The 17,090-nt window shown below is 59.2% G+C and carries 17 protein-coding genes and 1 pseudogene; 7 read left to right on the forward strand and 11 right to left on the reverse strand.

All coding sequences use genetic code 11. The annotated features are described in order from the left end of the window. Positions 1-7: 7 nt before the first annotated feature. The gene (gene lolD / locus EKA13_RS05920) at positions 8-691 is read left to right on the forward strand and encodes a lipoprotein-releasing ABC transporter ATP-binding protein LolD (protein ID WP_176717400.1); all 684 of its coding nucleotides are present in this window, start codon (positions 8-10) and stop codon (positions 689-691) included. A gap of 72 nt (positions 692-763) precedes the next feature. Next, on the forward strand, positions 764-2,008 hold the full coding sequence (locus EKA13_RS05925; RefSeq protein ID WP_065758492.1) for a lipoprotein-releasing ABC transporter permease subunit: 1,245 nt from the start codon (positions 764-766) through the stop codon (positions 2,006-2,008). Positions 2,009-2,585: 577 nt separating this feature from the next. Here the strand turns inward: EKA13_RS05925 and EKA13_RS05930 are convergent. Next, positions 2,586-3,938, reverse strand: coding sequence for a heavy metal sensor histidine kinase (locus EKA13_RS05930; protein WP_065758475.1), 1,353 nt, complete (start codon positions 3,936-3,938; stop codon positions 2,586-2,588). Then, a complete protein-coding gene (locus EKA13_RS05935; protein ID WP_065758476.1) occupies positions 3,935-4,615 on the reverse strand; it encodes a heavy metal response regulator transcription factor in 681 nt (226 codons plus the stop codon). Before EKA13_RS05935 ends, EKA13_RS05930 begins: the two co-directional genes overlap by 4 nt. Before the next feature lie 154 nt (positions 4,616-4,769). On the opposite strand from EKA13_RS05935, the gene EKA13_RS05940 reads away from it, so the two are divergent. Then, a complete protein-coding gene (locus tag EKA13_RS05940; RefSeq protein ID WP_065758477.1) occupies positions 4,770-5,294 on the forward strand; it encodes a cupredoxin domain-containing protein in 525 nt (174 codons plus the stop codon). Positions 5,295-5,362: 68 nt separating this feature from the next. Next, on the forward strand, positions 5,363-6,193 hold the full coding sequence (queF, locus tag EKA13_RS05945; protein WP_065758478.1) for an NADPH-dependent 7-cyano-7-deazaguanine reductase QueF: 831 nt from the start codon (positions 5,363-5,365) through the stop codon (positions 6,191-6,193). Positions 6,194-6,235: 42 nt separating this feature from the next. Here the strand turns inward: queF and EKA13_RS05950 are convergent, their stop codons facing one another. Together EKA13_RS05950 and pcrP are read right to left on the reverse strand one after the other, a co-directional pair. Continuing rightward, positions 6,236-6,499 carry a DUF4404 family protein gene (locus EKA13_RS05950; protein ID WP_065758479.1) on the reverse strand — a complete coding sequence of 88 codons (264 nt, stop codon included), beginning with the start codon at positions 6,497-6,499 and terminating at the stop codon, positions 6,236-6,238. 123 nt (positions 6,500-6,622) lie between these two features. Then, complete coding sequence (pcrP, locus tag EKA13_RS05955; protein ID WP_065758480.1) at positions 6,623-7,207, reverse strand: HAD superfamily inactivated hydrolase PcrP; 585 nt, start codon at positions 7,205-7,207, stop codon at positions 6,623-6,625. 198 nt (positions 7,208-7,405) lie between these two features. Here pcrP and EKA13_RS05960 point away from each other — a divergent pair, with 198 nt between their 5' ends. Then, entirely contained in the window at positions 7,406-8,110 is a 705-nt protein-coding gene (locus tag EKA13_RS05960; protein ID WP_065758481.1) for an MlaA family lipoprotein, read from the forward strand. 153 nt (positions 8,111-8,263) lie between these two features. Here EKA13_RS05960 and EKA13_RS05965 read toward each other — a convergent pair whose 3' ends face one another. Beyond that, the gene (locus EKA13_RS05965; protein WP_065758482.1) at positions 8,264-8,563 is read right to left on the reverse strand and encodes a PilZ domain-containing protein; all 300 of its coding nucleotides are present in this window, start codon (positions 8,561-8,563) and stop codon (positions 8,264-8,266) included. Between the two features lie 270 nt (positions 8,564-8,833). On the opposite strand from EKA13_RS05965, the gene rssB reads away from it, so the two are divergent. Further along, a complete protein-coding gene (gene rssB / locus EKA13_RS05970; RefSeq protein WP_065758483.1) occupies positions 8,834-10,018 on the forward strand; it encodes a two-component system response regulator RssB in 1,185 nt (394 codons plus the stop codon). Further along, positions 10,015-10,497, forward strand: a complete 483-nt coding sequence (gene rssC, locus EKA13_RS05975; RefSeq protein WP_065758484.1) for an anti-sigma factor antagonist RssC — start codon at positions 10,015-10,017, stop codon at positions 10,495-10,497. Before rssB ends, rssC begins: the two co-directional genes overlap by 4 nt. Before the next feature lie 45 nt (positions 10,498-10,542). Here rssC and EKA13_RS05980 read toward each other — a convergent pair whose 3' ends face one another. The 6 genes and pseudogenes from EKA13_RS05980 to EKA13_RS06010 all read right to left on the reverse strand — a co-directional run bounded on the left by EKA13_RS05980 (position 10,543) and on the right by EKA13_RS06010 (position 16,950). Next, a complete protein-coding gene (locus EKA13_RS05980) occupies positions 10,543-12,462 on the reverse strand; it encodes an alkaline phosphatase D family protein (RefSeq protein WP_065758485.1) in 1,920 nt (639 codons plus the stop codon). Between the two features lie 85 nt (positions 12,463-12,547). Continuing rightward, positions 12,548-13,474 carry a transaldolase gene (gene tal / locus EKA13_RS05985; RefSeq protein WP_065758486.1) on the reverse strand — a complete coding sequence of 309 codons (927 nt, stop codon included), beginning with the start codon at positions 13,472-13,474 and terminating at the stop codon, positions 12,548-12,550. Between the two features lie 124 nt (positions 13,475-13,598). Next, positions 13,599-14,600: a tRNA dihydrouridine(20/20a) synthase DusA gene (dusA, locus tag EKA13_RS05990; protein WP_065758487.1), complete on the reverse strand. Its 1,002-nt coding sequence runs from the start codon at positions 14,598-14,600 to the stop codon at positions 13,599-13,601. 148 nt (positions 14,601-14,748) lie between these two features. Further along, complete coding sequence (locus tag EKA13_RS05995; RefSeq protein WP_065758488.1) at positions 14,749-14,988, reverse strand: pyocin S6 family toxin immunity protein; 240 nt, start codon at positions 14,986-14,988, stop codon at positions 14,749-14,751. Between the two features lie 8 nt (positions 14,989-14,996). Further along, positions 14,997-16,114, reverse strand: a pseudogene (locus EKA13_RS06005) (colicin E3/pyocin S6 family cytotoxin). A 227-nt stretch (positions 16,115-16,341) separates the two neighbouring features. Beyond that, positions 16,342-16,950 carry an SEL1-like repeat protein gene (locus EKA13_RS06010; RefSeq protein ID WP_065758490.1) on the reverse strand — a complete coding sequence of 203 codons (609 nt, stop codon included), beginning with the start codon at positions 16,948-16,950 and terminating at the stop codon, positions 16,342-16,344. Positions 16,951-17,090 lie beyond the last annotated feature (140 nt).

Consider the following 17,090-nt stretch of genomic DNA (forward strand, 5'->3'; position numbering starts at 1 on the left):
GTTGGGCATGAGTAATAAAGCTGTGCTGAGTTGCCGCAACCTGGGCAAGTCCTATGAAGAGGGCCCGGAGTCGGTTCGGGTGCTCTCGGGCCTGCAGTTGGAACTGCACCCGGGTGAGCGGATTGCCATCGTCGGCAGTTCCGGCTCGGGCAAGAGTACCTTGCTCAACCTGCTGGGTGGCCTGGATACGCCTACCGAGGGCAGTGTCTGGCTGGCTGGTGAAGAGCTTTCGGCGCTGGGTGAGCGGGCCCGAGGCCTGTTGCGCAACCGTGCGCTGGGGTTTGTCTACCAGTTCCACCACCTGTTGCCAGAGTTCACCGCGCTGGAGAACGTCTGCATGCCGCTGCTGATTGGTCGTACCGCCATTCCTGAAGCGCGCGAGCGCGCTGAAGCGCTGCTCAAGCGGGTAGGGCTGGGGCATCGTCTGAGCCACAAACCGTCTGAACTGTCTGGTGGTGAACGTCAGCGCGTGGCCATTGCGCGAGCGCTGGTCAATCGCCCTGGCCTGGTCATGCTTGATGAGCCGACCGGCAACCTCGACCAGCATACCGCCCAAGGTATCCAGGAGCTGATGAAGGAGCTGAGCAGTTCGTCGCAGACCGCCTTTCTGGTGGTGACCCACGACCTCAGCCTGGCCCGGCAGATGGACCGCGTACTGCGCCTGGAAGAAGGGCGTCTGGTGCCGATCTGATCTGGCCGTACAGGGTGCCGGTCGTGAATGTCCGGCACCGTGTTCTTTCTCTTTTTCCGGGTGCTTCAGTTCATGTTCAGACCCTTGTCTATTTTCATTGGCGCACGCTACACCCGCGCCAAGCGCCGTAACCACTTTATCTCGTTCATCTCCATGACCTCGATGATCGGCCTGGCCCTGGGCGTGCTGGCGATGATCGTGGTGCTGTCGGTCATGAACGGTTTTCAGCGTGAAATGAGCGCACGGATTCTCGGCATGGTGCCCCATGCTGCCCTGCTGGGCGTCAAGCCGGTGGATGACTGGCAAGCCGTGGCCGCTACTGCACTGAAGAACCCGCAGGTGATTGCCGCAGCACCGCTGACAGAGCTTGAAGGCATGCTGTCCTACAAGGGCATGATGCAGCCTATCCAGATCAGTGGTATCGACCCGGCTCAGGAAGCCAAGGTGTCGATCGTTGCCAGTCACATCGTTCAGGGCCGCCTGGATGACTTGAAACCGGATGAGTTCGGCGTGGTGATCGGTGAGATTACAGCGCGGCGTTTCCATTTGAATGTCGGTGACAAGCTCACCTTGATCGTGCCGGAAGTCAGCACCGCGCCAGGCGGTATTACCCCGCGCATGCAGCGCCTGAACGTGGTGGGCGTGTTCAAAGTTGGTGCCGAGCTTGATGGCTCCATGGGCCTGATCCACATGGCCGATGCGGCGCAGATGCAACATTGGGCGCCGAACCAGGTGCAGGGTGTACGAATCAAGGTGCAGGACCTGTACAGCGCACCTCAAGTGTCGGCAGCGATTGTCGGTCAGTTGGGTGACCAGTACCGCGCCGATGACTGGACCCACACCCAGGGTAGCCTGTTCAGTGCCATGAAAATGGAAAAGACCATGATTGGCCTGCTGTTGATGATGATCATCGCGGTGGCGGCGTTCAACATCATTGCCACCCTGATCATGGTCGTGAATGACAAGGGCGCGGATATCGCGATCCTGCGCACCATCGGCGCCACGCCCGCGCAGATCATGGGCACGTTCATGGTGCAGGGGACATTGATCGGTATCGTCGGCACGCTGATCGGGGGCGTGCTCGGGGTGATCGCCGCGATCAATGTCAGCCAACTGGTCGGTTGGCTCGAGCGTGTGAGCGGGCAGCATATCTTCACCTCCGACGTGTACTTCGTCAGTACCTTGCCGTCGGAACTGCAATGGGGCGATGTGGCGTTGATCTGCAGTGCAGGGCTGGTGATGAGCTTCCTGGCGACGCTGTATCCGGCGTGGCGTGCCTCGCAAGTAGAGCCAGCGTACGCCCTGCGTTACGAGTAAGCCCGGCTCCTGCAAGATGTGTTGGAGCAGGCTTGCCTGCGATGCAAGCACCGCGAACCTGCTGACACCACGCTGATGCTATCGCGGGCAAGCCCGGCTCCTACAAGATGCGTTGGAGCAGGCTTGCCTGCGATGCATGCACCGCGAACCTGCTGGCACTGCGCCGATGCCATCGCGGGCAAGCCCGGCTCCTACAGGATGCGTTGGAGCAGGCTTGCCTGCGATGCAAGCACCGCGAACCTGCTGACACCGCGCCGATGCTATCGCGGGCAAGCCCGGCTCCTACAGGATGCGTTGGAGCAGGTTTGCCTGCGATGCAAGCACCGCGAACCTGCTGACACCGCGCTGATGCCATCGCGGGCAAGCTCGGCTCCTACAAGATGCGTTGGAGCAGGCTTGCCTGCGATGCAAGCACCGCGAACTTGCTGACACCGCGCCGATGCCATCGCGGGCAAGCCCGGCTCCTGCAGGGTGTGTTGGAGCAGGTTTGCCTGCGATGCAAGCACCGCGAACCTGCTGACACCGCGCTGATGCCATCGCGGGCAAGCCCGGCTCCTACAGGATGGGCTGCAGCCCCCTACGCTGTCGGCAACTCAATCACGAAGCGCGTCCAGCCCTGCGCTGATTCGCCATGAATGCTTCCGCCATGCGCCTTGATGATCGATTGGGTGATCGCCAGGCCCAAACCTGCGTGCTCACTGTTGCCCTCATGGCGGGCCGGGTCGACGCGGTAGAATCGGTCGAACAGCCGCGGTATCAGCGCTGGGTCAATCGGCTCGCCGCTGTTGGCCACTTCCAGCCTCACACCCGCATCCTGCTGTTCAAGCTTCAGGCGGATCTCGCCGCCAGCCGGGGTAAACCGCAAGGCATTGTCCAGCAGATTGGACAGTGCCCGGCGCAACATGTGGCGGTCGCCTTCCAGTCGCGCCTGGCCGATATGGCTCAAGCGTACCTGAGCGTCCTCGGCCAATGGTGCGTAGTACTCCAGCAGTGCGCCAACCTCATCTTCCAATGTCAGCGGCTGGCGGCTGGGCATTAGCAGGCCGTTATCGGCCTTGGCCAGGTAGAGCATGTCGTTGACCAGTTGAGCCATCCACTGCAGCTCTTCAAGGTTGCCGTGCAGGGCCTCGCGGTACTCTTCCAGGCTGCGCGGACGGGTCAGGGTGACCTGGGTGTGGGTCAGCAGATTGGACAGCGGCGTACGCAGCTCATGGGCGATGTCGGAAGAGAATGCCGAAAGGCGCTGGAAGGCATCGTCCAGTCGCTCAAGCATGGCGTTGACGGTGTTCGCCAGGTCCGCGAGCTCAATCGGCATCTGTGCTACCGGCAGGCGAGTGGTCAGCGATCGGGCCGAAACCCCGGCCGCCACTTCACCCATCTGCCGTAAGGGGCGCAGGCCACTGCGTACGGCCCAGGCGCCGAGCAGGGCGGTGGCCAGTGCCGAGAGGCCTACGGTCAGCCAGATCAGCCGTTGCATGCGCTGCAGGAAGTGCTGGTGATGGGTGATGTCGAGGAACAGTGTCAGGTTCGGTGTGCCGTCGCCGTCGAGGGGTTCGCTGAGGCTGCGATAATCGGCGCCGTCGCTCGTCAGGGTGTTCAGGCCGGGCGACATTGGCGAGTCCGGCAGGCCGGGCTGGCTATCGAACCACAGGCGTCCGTCATTGCCGCGGATGCGCACGGCCAGATCGGCCTGATGGCTTAGCTCCGTCTGCAGCGCAGGCAGCCGCGTGTTCAGGCTTGCAGGGTCATGCACGCCCTCAAGTAGCTGACGCATCAACGACAGGCGGCCGCTGAGCAATTGCTGGTCCAACTCGATGAAATGAGTTTCGCTGGCGCGACTGAACAGTACGCCAGCAAACAGCGAGACCACCGCCGTGCAGGCCGCAAACAGCAGCGCCAGGCGGTTGCCGAGTGAAAGACGGCGCATCAGGCCGTCCGCTCTTCGAGGACGTAGCCCATGCCGCGCACGGTATGGATGAGCTTGTTGTCGTGTGCGTCGTCGATTTTGAGGCGCAGGCGGCGGATAGCGACCTCGATCACGTTGGTGTCGCTTTCAAAGTTCATGTCCCACACCTGCGAGGCAATCAGCGATTTTGGCAGTACTTCGCCTTGGCGGCGCAGCAGCAGTTCAAGCAGGGAAAACTCCTTGGCGGTCAGGTCGATGCGTTGCCCGGCGCGTTCCACCCGGCGGCGGATCAGGTCAAGGCTCAGGTCTGCCACACCCAGCAGGGTTTCTTGTGTCGGGCTGCTGCCGCGACGCAGCAGGGTGCGTACCCGCGCCAGCAATTCGGAGAAGGCGAACGGCTTGACCAGGTAATCGTCGGCACCCAGTTCCAGACCGTGCACGCGGTCTTCCACGGCATCGCGCGCCGTCAGGAACAGCACCGGGGTATCCAGCCCGGCGGCGCGCACCGCCTGCAGGATCTGCCAGCCATCACGGCCTGGCAGCATGACATCAAGAATCAACAGCGCGTAATCGCCGCTGAGCGCCAGGTGCTGGCCCGTATTGCCATCGGTGGCCAGCTCTGCGCTGAACCCGGCTTCGCTCAAGCCCTGGCACAGGTACTGGCCGGTCTTGGCCTGGTCTTCGACGATCAGCAGTTTCATGGGGTGCTCATAGTATGGGTGGGCAGGGCGTTATACCGTGGTGTGAATGGCAAAAGGCAAAGCTGACGAAGTTGTAATCTTTTCGTCAGCTGGTTGCCAGTGGCACCTCGCTAGAGTGGCTGTCATGTCGAGACAACCCCGGAGTAAACCGACCATGTCACGTTTTATCCTTGCCGGCGCCTTGGCGCTGTTCAGCCTGCCGCTGTTTGCTGCGCCGGCGCAACCCTTTGCCTTCGGTCATCCCGCTACCGCAGACCAGGCAACCCGTACTGTCGAGGTGGAACTTGGCGACATGTACTTTGCCCCGCGTGCGCTGCAGGTCAAGGCGGGTGAGACCGTACGTTTCGTGCTGATCAACAAGGGCCAGTTGCCACACGAGTTCAACCTCGGTGATGCGGCCATGCATGCTCGGCATCAACAGGAAATGCTCGCCATGCCGGGTGGGATGGATCACGCAAAAATGGACCATGGAAACATGAGCCACATGACGATGAATCATGGCGGGATGATGCACGGGGGCGGGATGTCCCATGACGATGCCAATGTGGTAATGGTCGCTCCCGGCAAGACCGCAGAACTGACCTGGACGTTCACCCAGTCGACCCCGATCGAGTTCGCCTGCAACGTTCCGGGCCACTACCAGGCCGGCATGGTGGGCAAGCTGACCATCGCTCAGTGACAGGTGATTGCCCAACGCATGGCACAAACCCGATAAACTAGGCGTATTTCGTCCTTCAGGTTTGAGCCATGCATCCCGCCGCCGAACATTCCCCGCTGGGCAAGTCCAGCGAATACATCGCCACTTACACCCCGTCCCTGTTGTTCCCGATCCCGCGTGCGGCGAAGTGGGCTGAGCTGGGTGTCAGCGCTGACACCTTGCCTTGGCAGGGTGTCGACTACTGGAACTGCTTTGAGTTGTCCTGGCTGCTGCCGTCCGGCAAGCCGGTGGTGGCCATCGGTGAGTTTGCGATCCCGGCCGATTCGCCGAACATCATTGAGTCGAAGTCGTTCAAGCTCTACCTCAATTCGCTGAACCAGACTGTATTCGCCTCGGTGCAAGCGCTGCAGGCCTGCCTGGAAAAAGACCTTTCGGCCGCCGCCGGCAAGCCGGTCGGTGTGCGCGTGCGTACCTTGTCTGAGGTCGAAGGGGAGGGCGTAGCGGCGTTGCCGGGTGTCTGTATTGATGACCTGGATGTCAGCATCAGCCAGTACGAGCATCCTCAGCCGGAGTTGCTGCGCTGCGATACTGGGCGGGTGGTCGAAGAAACCCTGCACAGCCATTTGCTCAAATCCAACTGCCCGGTCACCGGCCAGCCGGACTGGGGTAGCGTGACCGTGCATTACCGTGGCCCGGCGCTCGACCCTGCCAGCCTGTTGGCCTACCTGATCAGCTTCCGCCAGCATGCGGACTTCCATGAACAGTGCGTAGAGCGGATCTACCTCGACCTCAAGCGTCTGCTCAAGCCTGAGACGCTGACGGTATATGCGCGCTATGTGCGCCGTGGCGGGCTGGACATCAACCCCTACCGCAGTACCGATACGATCAGTCTGGGCAATTCGCGGTTGGTACGCCAGTAAGCGCCAGCGCCTGCAGGGCTGCAGGTGCTGGCTCTGGTACTCTCAGATACCCATGCTTTGCAGGCTCTGAACGATATTGCGCAAGGTGGCTGTCAGGCCAGGGTGGTCGACTTCGAAGCGTTCGACCGCCAGGTTCACCCCGTCTACCAGGTTGTTTTCTGTGGAGAATTGCTCCAGTTTGAGCTCGGCTTCGATCTGTTGCATCAGCTGTTGCAGGTTTTCACGCTCTTCCAGTGAGAGCGGTGGATTTTGCTCCAGTTGCTCGCGCAGGGCCTCGATTTGCTGTTGCAGTTCGCGGGCAGGCATGGTGATCTCCCTCTATGAATAGGCACAGCCATGGACCACCGCCACTGGCGAAAGGTCCATGCCATGTCTGACAGGGTAATCCACTCGGCGTTGCTTTGCATGACCCGGATCAACGGTGGTGTGTCAGGGCTTCTCGCCTTTGAGTCGACGCTGGCCAATATCGGCGAGGCAATCGTCGAGCGCTTCCAGATGGTCGATGACTGAATGCACGCCCAAGGCATAGAGCTGCAGTGTCGCCTTGCCGCGTTTGTGTGCCTGTTCTTGCGGGCTCAAGGCCTGCCACTGGCTGCTGCTCAAACCACATAATGAGCCGCATGCCGCCAGGCCTATGGTCCAGAGACCCGCGTTGAGCCCGGACTGCAGCAACCTGGGTTCGCCGCTGACCAGCACGCAGCCATCCAGTTGGTTTACTTTCAGCGCCATCAATGCGTGCCAGCACGCGTCCGGTGCCGGCCAGGGCGTGTCGTGCATACTGCTGTGCGGCTTGAGCCAATCGGGCAAGGGGCGGCTCAAGTGTTCGGCCACAGCGAGCGGGATTTCATCGATCCAGCCGCAGGGCACGGCTTGCCTGCGCAGGCGTGCCAATGCCGGCAGTGCGCCGGGAGTCGCCTGTGGCGAATGCTCGAAACTATTGCTACGTGCGCCAAAGTCAACCAGGCAGCCGCGTAGTCCGAATAGCAGTGCGGTTAAAGCAGGTGATTGGGGCATGGCATCGTCCCTGAAATAACCTTGCAGGCTACGCACAGAGGGTGACAGCCAGATGACGATCAAACAATGTGGCAATTGTTTACATTTTGCTGATCCCGACCATGTCGCGCTGACTAATCTGAGGCATACCCTTTATACTGGTTTCATTTTTGAGTTTGGGGCGCGGATAGCGCCTTGTGATTGTCGAGGAGTGAGTGTATGCGCAGGATTGGTACAGGCTTGATTGATCGGATGACCCGTGTCTGCGTCTGTGCCGGGCTGCTGCTGGGGCCCCTGGCGTCCCAGGCGGCAACCGAGGAAGACCCATGGGAGAGCATCAACCGGCCCATCTTCCGCTTCAACGATACGATCGACACCTATGCGCTCAAGCCTTTGGCGCAGGGTTACCAGACCGTCACGCCACAGTTTCTGGAAGACGGTATCCACAACATGTTTCGCAACATCGGTGATGTTGGCAACCTGGCCAATGATGTCCTGCAGCTCAAGCCTCGTGCTGCCGGGGTCGATACCGCACGGCTGATCTTCAACACCACCTTTGGCCTTGTCGGTTTCTTCGATGTGGGCACCAAGATGGGGCTGGAGCGCAACGATGAAGACTTCGGCCAAACGCTGGGTTACTGGGGCGTAAGCAGCGGCCCATACGTCGTATTGCCATTCCTGGGCCCAAGCAACGTCCGTGATGCCATTTCCAAGTACCCGGACACTTACACCGAACCCTTCCGTTACATGGGCCATATCCCGACCCGTAACACCAGTATTGGCGTTGATGTAGTGGATACCCGTGCCAGCCTGTTGTCAGCCGAGAAGATGATTCGTGGCGACAAGTACACCTTCATCCGCAACGCCTATCTGCAAAACCGTGAGTTCAAGGTCAAGGATGGGCAGGTCGAAGACGACTTCTGATCCTCAGAAGCGCTAAAGGGCGTCCCGGCTGCTGTCAGCCGATACGCAGCGCATGCATCGCTGGCAAGACCCGCTCCTGCACCTCGGGAGCAAGCTTGCCTGCGATGGCATCGGTGCTGCTCAGCAAACGTGCACCTCTTTCATGGGCGCGGCTCAGTGCATTTCGATGATGCGCAGGCCCAGTTTCTGCTGGCCTGCGGCCTGATCGGCGATCCACACGACCCGGGTACTGGCCTCCAGCCCTTTGAGGGCGGGGTGATCAGACTCGATACGCACCTCAAGCGCGTCACCGACCTTGAACGAGCGGGGGGCCTGTACCTGCAGGCCGCTGCTTGAAAGATCCAGACATACAGCGGCAATGACCTGGTCGGCGTGGATCAGGCTGACATCCTTGTCCACTTTCATTCGAATGAAATCGCGCTTTTCGCTGTAGTCTGCGTGGATTCGACTCATACCTGCATCCTTCCATTGGGTTGCGGTCAAAGCCGTTTTTATAACTCCCGGCTCTTTGCGCTGTAAAGAGCGTCAGCGACCATCGGCGTGAGCTTGAAACACCCGGCAGATGGGAGTACCGTCTGCGCCTTACAGGGCACCTCTGATATTTGCTGGGCAGGTCATCTTGTCCTACAACTCATAAAAGAGAGGCTAGAAGTGAATCCAGTAAGTGCGCTCCGGCCCGACCGAGCCGCCTACCCCAACCTATTTCTGGCGCCGTTTGCCCACATGCAGAAAACCAGTGCAACGCTGCTGATAATCGACGATGACGACGTAGTACGTGCCAGTCTCGCCGCCTACCTCGAAGACAGCGGTTTCAATGTCCTGCAAGCGAGTAATGGCCAGCAGGGTCTTCAAGTCTTCGAGCAGAACCAGCCCGATCTCGTGATTTGTGACCTGCGCATGCCGCAGATGGGTGGCCTGGAGCTGATTCGCCAGGTGACTGAGCGCACGCCTGATCTGCCGGTCATTGTGGTGTCTGGCGCCGGGGTCATGAATGACGCTGTCGAAGCGCTGCGGCTGGGTGCTGCCGATTACCTGATCAAGCCTCTGGAAGACCTTGCAGTACTTGAGCACTCGGTGCGTCGAGCACTGGACCGTGCGCAACTGGTACTGGAAAACCAGCGCTACCGGGAGAAACTTGAAGCGGCCAACCGCGAACTGGAAGCCAGCCTGCACCTGCTGCAGGAGGACCAGACAGCGGGTCGTCAGGTGCAGATGAACATGTTGCCGGAAAGCCCCTGGGTGGCTGGTGACTTTTCATTCGAGCACCAGATCATTCCGTCGCTCTACCTCTCGGGCGATTTTGCCGATTACTTCCGTGTCGACGAGCGCCGTATTGCCTTTTACCTGGCGGATGTTTCCGGCCATGGGGCGTCGTCCGCCTTCGTCACGGTGCTGCTCAAGTTCATGACCACGCGCCTGTTGTTCGAGTTCAAGCGCAGTGGCACCCTGCGTGATTTCAAACCCTCGGAAGTGCTCGGGCACATCAACCGAGGGTTGATCAACTGCAAGCTGGGCAAACATGTCACTATGGTAGGTGGCGTGATTGACGAAGACACCGGCCTTCTGACCTACAGTATTGGCGGGCACTTGCCGTTGCCGGTGTTGTATACCCCAGGCCAGAGCCGCTACCTCGAGGGTCGCGGGCTGCCGGTGGGGTTGTTCGAGGAAGCCACCTATCAGGATCAGGTCATGGAGTTGCCACCAGCATTCAGCCTTACGCTGCTATCTGATGGCATTCTGGACCTTTTGCCTGGCAGCACACTCAAAGATAAAGAAGCCGCCTTGCCGGAAATCGTCAAGGCAGCGGGCGGCAGCCTGGATGGGCTGCGGCAACGATTCGGATTGGCTACGCTTGGGGAGATGCCGGATGATATCGCCCTATTGGTGTTGAGCAGGAACCTTCAATGAGTACTGGTAGAATCCAGTTCGCCGAGCAGAATGGCACCTTCGTTCTGAAGTTCGTCGGTGAAGTACGCCTTACCCTGTGTTCGGCGTTGGATGCGACTATTGAAAAAATCTTCACCGCGCTGAATTTTTCGGCGATCGTGATTGATTTGACCGAAACCCAAAGCATCGACAGCACCACCCTGGGCCTGTTGGCCAAGCTGTCGATTCTCTCGCGGCAGAAGGTTGGGCTGCTGCCAACCGTGGTCACCACCCACGCCGACATCACCCGGCTGTTGCAGTCGATGGGTTTCGATCAGGTATTCAACATCGTCGACCGGCCGATCCCGTGCCCGGAATGTCTCACCGACCTGCCGTCTCAGGACCAGAGTGAGGACGTGGTACGGGCCAAGGTACTTGAGGCGCACAAGATCCTCATGGGCCTGAACGATTCCAATCGCGAAGCCTTCCACGACCTGGTCAACGCCCTCGAGCGAACCTGATCGTGCCCAGGGGCGCGTTTCTGCGCTCCCTGGTAACTTCCCTGACTACTGGCGTTGCCCGCGAGGAAACTCTGTGGGCGGCGAGCCGTCTGCGTTGAGCTGGAAAACTCGCTCCGGCTGCCCCTGCGCGTTGAAAAACACCTGACCCAGGCCTGCGCTGTTCCACAGTCGCTCGCCAGCCTTGCTGTGTGTCGGGGTGCGCGGAATGACTTCCATACGCCGACGCTTGGTCAGCCAGTTCAGTGGCGAACGGGGTGAATACAGCCAGCGGTTGAGGCGGTCGAAGGTCTCCAGCAGGCGCCGTGGAAACTGGTTCTTGATACCGCTGCTGGTGATCTGCCAGAGGTGTGGGCTGCGTTGGCGGTGACGAATCAGCACTTCGTAGACAAACGAGTAATGCACATCACCCGAGAGGATCACGTAATGCCCGGGTGTGCGAGAGTGGCGGAAAATATTCAGGATGACCTGCGCCGCGCCCCGATGAGCCATCCAGTTCTCGGCATCCACCAGCAGCGGATAGCCTAGCCAACTGAATACCCGTTGTACGGTTTCAATCAGCTTGACGCCGAAGATCGGCGCCGGCGAGACGATAATCGCTGAAGGGTGGTCAAGCAGGGCCTGTTGCAGTTCGCTGAGGGCTTCCCAGTCAAGCAAGCCTGAAGGGCGCTTGAGGTTGCTCTCGCTGCGCCAGCGGCGGGTGCGGGTGTCGAGTACCAGCAGCGCTGGGGTGCTGGGCAGCGCATAGTGCCAGTTCTGGAAACGCAGCAACTCACCGATCAGCGCATCCTGTTGCGGCCTGTTCAGGTAGCGGTCGTTCATGGCGCCGTCGGCTAGGCCCTGCCAGCTTGCCAGTAACCGCGTGAATGCGTCCGGATTGTTGCCCCAGCCCTGGCAAAGCAGGTAACCGATCAGTGCATTGCCGATGATGCGTCGCGAGAAGGGGTGGCCATAGGCACTTTCCTCCCACTGCGCCGACAGGTTCCAATCGTCGGTAATGTCGTGGTCGTCAAAGATCATCAGGCTCGGCAGGTGCGCCAGCACGCGGGCAACCTGGCCAAGGCCTGCGACGAACCTGCGAATCACGGCTTGCTCATCGTCGTAACGTTGCTGGCGCTCAGGCGTCAGTGCTGGCGGTTGCGGATCGATCAGCGTCCAGCAGACGGGCGACCACACCAGCAGGTACATGGCCATGACTTCAGCGAAGGTGACCAAGTGATTGTCGGCATTGCTGCTGGTGAAAATAGGTTTGCTGGCACCGCCGAAAAACCGCTCGCGCAGGGTTTCGTTGCTCTTGATTTCCGGCAGCAGGTCAGCGCGGTGGTAGTAACTGGCAGGGTGCTCGTACAGCGCGGTGCTGTCCTCGACCACCGCGCCCTCCAAACGCTCCTCGAACAGCGCCAGGCGAGCAATCAAGGCATGGATAGCACGCAGCATGGGCCCAGCGACATCGTCGGCGTAGATCTGGTCGCCGCTCATCATCAGCAGTGCCGGGCGTGCCTGCGCAGTGTGCTCGGTTGCCAGCAGTCGGTCGGCGCAGAGCAGGCCGTCTGCCGCGTCGAAGTGCGGTTTGCGGCAAGAGCCATGCAGCACGTTGTCCAGTTGTGCACGCAAGACGAAGTCAGGGCGTTGCTTGCCGTCATACAGCAGGTGCGGTGCCCAGTCGGCGATACGCTGCGGCTTGCTGGCGCCGTGAATGATCAGGTCATAGCCGATCGCTTCATCGACGGGCAAGGGGGTGTCCAGCTTCACGTCGATCAAGTGCACAAAGGCATGGCGGCCAATCGGCACAATGCGGCAACGCTCGCCTTCCAGGGGCAGTTCAACAGGGGTTGTGCCCGTGCAGTACAACAACAGATCAGGCTGTAGCGGCTGTGAAGCGACCAGCCACATCACCAACCGCGAAGGTTCCAGGCGGCGTAACAACGGGCCAGCCAGCACCAGCGGCAAGGTAGGGTTTTCGGGCATCGGCAACTCAGGTCAACTCAGGCGGGGAGGGGCATGCGCGGGGAGGGCGTCGAAGCAGGCGAACCCGCTTCGACAGCGCATTGCCTCAGGCTTTTGCGGCCAGCAAGGCTTCAAGCTTTTCCTGGTCGCGGGCGAACTGGCGAATGCCTTCGGCCAGTTTTTCGGTGCCCATCGCGTCTTCGTTCATGGCCCAGCGGTACTGGCTCTCGCTCAGGTGCTGGCGCGGCTCGCCAGCATGGCCCGGGCTGAGTTTACGCACCAGTTCGCCTTGGTCGTCGGTCAGTTGCTGCAGTAGCTCCGGGCTGATGGTCAGGCGGTCGCAGCCGGCCAACTGTTCGATCTGGCCGATATTGCGGAAACTGGCGCCCATGACCACGGTGTCGTAGCCGTTGGCCTTGTAGTAGTTGTAGATGCGCGTGACCGACTGCACGCCCGGGTCTTCGGCACCGACATACTCCTTGCCGGTGGACTTCTTGTACCAGTCATAGATCCGGCCCACGAATGGCGAGATAAGGAACACCCCGGCATCGGCGCAGGCCACGGCCTGGGCGAAAGAGAACAGCAGGGTCAGGTTGGTCTGGATGCCTTCGCGTTCGAGCTTTTCGGCAGCGCGAATACCTTCCCAGGTCGAAGCCAGCTTGATCAGTACGCGGTCGCGGCCAACGCCGGCCTTGTCGTACAGCTCGATCAGTTGGCGCGCCTTGCTCAGCAGGGCCGGCTCATCGAATGACAGGCGTGCATCCACTTCGGTGGAAATACGCCCTGGAATGACTTTCAGGATACCGCTGCCGACGGCCACCGCGAAGGCATCGCAGGCCAGCCCCAGGTCGCCCTTGCTGTTACGCACGGCCTGGTCGAGCAGCTCGGCGTAACCGGGCATCGCCGCTGCCTTGAGCAGCAGCGACGGGTTGGTGGTGGCATCGACGGGCTTGAGGCGGCTGATTGCATCAATATCGCCGGTATCGGCAACCACGGTGGTGAACTGCTTGAGTTGGTCCAGCTTGGAAGTCATGAGCGTGCTCTGTCCTGTGCGATTCCTACGACATTACCCGAGCCCTGCCAGCCGCTCAAGGGCCGTGCTGGCAGGCAGGAGGTCGATAACCCTTCGAGTCGTAAAACGTTTACAGGTTCCCGGCTTAGCGCCCTTGCAAAAGCTGGCTGGCCTGATCGAGCAGGCCCAGAGGATCCTGGGTCTTGTGGATGTCCACCGACAGCAACTGGCGGAACTTGCGCGCCCCGGGGAAGCCTTGGCCGAGGCCGAGAACATGCCGGGTGATATGGTGCATCGCACCACCTGCCGCCAGGTGCGCCGCGATGTACGGCCGCAGCTTGGCCAGCGCGTCACTGCGCGAAATCACCGCAGCCGTGCTGCCGAACAACTGTTGATCGACTTCGGCCAACAGGTAAGGGTTGTGATACGCCTCGCGGCCTAGCATTACCCCGTCGAACGTCTGCAGGTGCGCCTTGCACTCATCAAGCGTCTTGATCCCGCCGTTGAGGATCAGCTCCAGATCGGGGAAGTCCTGCTTCAACTGCGCCGCCACGTCATAGCGCAGTGGCGGGATCTCGCGGTTCTCCTTCGGCGACAGGCCTTCGAGAATCGCGATACGGGCATGCACCGTGAAACTGCGGCAGCCGGCCTCACGCACCTGGCCGACGAAATCGCACAGCTCGGTATAACTGTCGCGGCCATTGATCCCGATACGGTGCTTGACCGTTACCGGAATATCCACCGCATCGATCATCGCCTTCACGCAATCGGCAACCAGTGCCGGATGCCCCATCAGGCAGGCGCCGATCATGTTGTTCTGCACACGGTCGCTCGGGCAGCCGACGTTCAGGTTCACCTCGTTATAGCCCGCGCCCTGCGCCAGGCGCGCACAGGCCGCCAGGTCCGCCGGAACACTGCCGCCCAACTGCAACGCCAACGGGTACTCAGCCTCGTCATGACGCAGAAAACGCTCCGCATCACCGTGCAGCAACGCACCGGTGGTGACCATCTCGGTGTAGAGCAGGGCGTTTTGCGACAGCAGCCGCAGGAAGAAACGGCAATGGCGGTCAGTCCAGTCCATCATCGGCGCAACAGAAAAGCGCCGAGAAGGCTCTGGTGTAATGGTTTTGGCGGTGTTCGAGGGCATTGGGAGTGTCTGTAGAGGTACGATTGGGGCGATTGCGGCTGTCGTGGAGTTTATCAGGAAAAGGGTGGTTCCGGCTGCGCAAGGGCTGTTTTCATAATCGGCGTGCGATGAACTCGACCAGAAACACGCGACTACATTCAGACCATCCCTATACCTCAACGCCAACGAATAACTTCAAGTCGGTTGGGAGTTTCTGACCTAAAATTTCTGAAATCCGTGCTACCTGCTCACTAGTTAACAGCCATTCGCCTTCTGCCATTGCGTTAATGCTTTTATGACCGAGAGCTTGAACGATTTGATCGTTAAAAGAATGATCTACATCAAGCTCAAACTTAATCAAGTCATCCTCTGGATCGTTAGGTAAAAAACCACTGATACACAGGTACATACACACTCCTATTTTTCTACTTTTCGGCCCGGTTTTGCAGGTTTTGTTTGCTCGCCAGTTTCAGGGTCAAACTCACCTAAATGCTTGCCTTGCTTATCGTAAATTTCAACGGCTCCATGCTGACTGTCCCATTCATAAATACGACCCTTACGGTCCTTCCAACGCCTACGAATTGCTCCCCCGCCATGCACTCTGGTTTTAGCATCTGCTTTTACAGCATCAGGGAACGCCGTCAGCCCTTTAGGTGGTGGATGATAGCTATGGTCACCACCAAGCGGTTTTGCGTACACCACATACAGCGACTTCAGGCCAGTATCAGCAGGAAAGACCAGAATACATTCGTCGGTTGTAATGTCATCGCCGGGAAGACCTTCAAGCTGACTGTCCGTGTTCTCCGGGGGATGGTGTCCAGTTGCTTGCCGCTTTCGTCAGGGTAAGTCAGTGGAGGCATTCTTGACGAGCTGTGTGGTGGCGTCCAGAGGATGGTGATCCCATTTAGTTCGGCCTCCAACGCAGTCTTGGTTGCGTTCCACTTCACCTGCACGATGCGTACTGAGTCATCACCTGACGCGCCGGTGTGAATGCCGTAAATCTGTAGTACGCCTTCGGCATCACGTCGGAACTGAAAGCGCACCCGTGTTGTGGCCTTACTCATGCTCCGCAGTTGCTCGTCAGTATGGAGTGTGCCGTCCCCCATTTTCGTGGGGAGCATGCCCAAGATAAAAACGCTAACCGGTCCTCCCGTGCCCCGTATTGCCCAGGTCATACGTTTTTGCATAATACCGCCACCCGCAACACGGGCGAGTCCGGCATCAGCCCCGATGGCCATTGCAATGGCATCTGACGCGGAAGGCAAAAGCATGGAAGCGACCACCATGACGTTGCCGAAGTTGGAGGCTGGCTCGGTGGCCGTCCCCGCATCTGTGTTGCACCAGTTTTCAGCAACGCAGGATTTGGCGAAGACCAAGTCAGTACGTTGCTTGGGAGGTGGCCACTCATCTTTTGGCATGTACACCGGCTCTGGCGCAGCCGGTTTTTGCCATGCAGCCCATGAGGCACCACCGTTTGGGCGTTTCGGTTTCCAGGATGGCTCGAAAAAAGGGTCGTCTTTACCGTCCTTCTTCATGGGAAGTGCCTGTCAGTTAATTTGAAGCATGAAGGTTGCAGCTGAGTCTGAGGCCTGGTCAATTTGACCTCTTAACCGTGTATTTTTGTGGGTGGATTGCAACAGGGTATTTAGGTCATGCGGCTCGGCAGGCTATGGCATGCCTTGAGCAGCGCCAAGGCGGTTGTTGGCGCGTTAGGCGGTGTGCCTTGCATTTATAACAAAGCACACAGTGTGTAAGCATGTGGCTAGGCTTTTTCTAAAATATCCAGTACTTGAGATACTGTGTCGTCGATGCCTTGATCGATGTTGTTTAGTTTTTTAACTACCTCTTCGTTGTCCAGAATTTTCGTGGCTGGAAGTTTTTGCTTGGCGTGCCAGGCGACGATAATGTAGTTGACGACGCTGCCCCGTGATTTTAATTTTGCATGTTCGCGCGCGGTGGCGATTGTTGTTTTTACAAAGTTCTGGCGTTCTTCAGTGTTCGCGCCATTGAATGTGCTTGGAGCTGCTCTGTAAATATCTGCCGAAAATATCATTGCTTCGTTTTTCAGGCCTTGTTCAAGTACAGATTTTTTGCTGGTGACCGTTTTTTCGAGTGTGCTGTATAGTTTTTCGCCCGCTGAAATTTGTTTGGGGGTCATAAGGCTTTTTAGAAAGTCTGTAGTGTCTGCATTGTTGTTGAATATTTTTGTCCAGGCGTAACTCGCGGCCAAATCACCTTTTTCTTCGTAACGAAAGGCTAGTGTTCTTTGTGCCTCGGGGTCTCCAAGCTTGGCCGAACGTTCTAGCCATCGCAGTGCTAGTGTTTCATCACGCTCTTGGCCGCGTTGGCCGTATAGATAGGTCTGGTACATGCCGTACGCTGCGCATGAATCATTTTTTGATGCGGAGTAAGCCATGTAGTTGAATGCTTTAGTGGCTCTTCGCATTTAAGGGTGTAGAAAAAATCTGACCGGCTGGAAAAGGAGTCGAGGATCTTAGAAAATGTAAGCTC

The sequence above is a fragment of the Pseudomonas defluvii genome, from assembly GCF_001695625.1.
GTDB classification, from domain to species: domain Bacteria; phylum Pseudomonadota; class Gammaproteobacteria; order Pseudomonadales; family Pseudomonadaceae; genus Aquipseudomonas; species Aquipseudomonas defluvii.

Excerpts from the sequence above, each read along its gene's own strand:
- EKA13_RS05950 (WP_065758479.1), bottom strand. The coding sequence starts at position 6,499 with ATGCCTGCCCGCGAACTGCAACAGCAAATCGAGGCCCTGCGCGAGCAA.
- EKA13_RS05935 (WP_065758476.1), bottom strand. The coding sequence starts at position 4,615 with ATGAAACTGCTGATCGTCGAAGACCAGGCCAAGACCGGCCAGTACCTG.
- lolD (WP_176717400.1), top strand. The coding sequence starts at position 8 with ATGAGTAATAAAGCTGTGCTGAGTTGCCGCAACCTGGGCAAGTCCTAT.
- dusA (WP_065758487.1), bottom strand. The coding sequence starts at position 14,600 with ATGCCCTCGAACACCGCCAAAACCATTACACCAGAGCCTTCTCGGCGC.
- EKA13_RS06010 (WP_065758490.1), bottom strand. The coding sequence starts at position 16,950 with ATGTACCAGACCTATCTATACGGCCAACGCGGCCAAGAGCGTGATGAA.
- rssB (WP_065758483.1), top strand. The coding sequence starts at position 8,834 with ATGCAGAAAACCAGTGCAACGCTGCTGATAATCGACGATGACGACGTA.
- rssC (WP_065758484.1), top strand. The coding sequence starts at position 10,015 with ATGAGTACTGGTAGAATCCAGTTCGCCGAGCAGAATGGCACCTTCGTT.
- tal (WP_065758486.1), bottom strand. The coding sequence starts at position 13,474 with ATGACTTCCAAGCTGGACCAACTCAAGCAGTTCACCACCGTGGTTGCC.
- queF (WP_065758478.1), top strand. The coding sequence starts at position 5,363 with ATGCATCCCGCCGCCGAACATTCCCCGCTGGGCAAGTCCAGCGAATAC.
- pcrP (WP_065758480.1), bottom strand. The coding sequence starts at position 7,207 with ATGCCCCAATCACCTGCTTTAACCGCACTGCTATTCGGACTACGCGGC.
- EKA13_RS05925 (WP_065758492.1), top strand. The coding sequence starts at position 764 with ATGTTCAGACCCTTGTCTATTTTCATTGGCGCACGCTACACCCGCGCC.
- EKA13_RS05965 (WP_065758482.1), bottom strand. The coding sequence starts at position 8,563 with ATGAGTCGAATCCACGCAGACTACAGCGAAAAGCGCGATTTCATTCGA.
- EKA13_RS05980 (WP_065758485.1), bottom strand. The coding sequence starts at position 12,462 with ATGCCCGAAAACCCTACCTTGCCGCTGGTGCTGGCTGGCCCGTTGTTA.
- EKA13_RS05960 (WP_065758481.1), top strand. The coding sequence starts at position 7,406 with ATGCGCAGGATTGGTACAGGCTTGATTGATCGGATGACCCGTGTCTGC.
- EKA13_RS05940 (WP_065758477.1), top strand. The coding sequence starts at position 4,770 with ATGTCACGTTTTATCCTTGCCGGCGCCTTGGCGCTGTTCAGCCTGCCG.
- EKA13_RS05995 (WP_065758488.1), bottom strand. The coding sequence starts at position 14,988 with ATGTACCTGTGTATCAGTGGTTTTTTACCTAACGATCCAGAGGATGAC.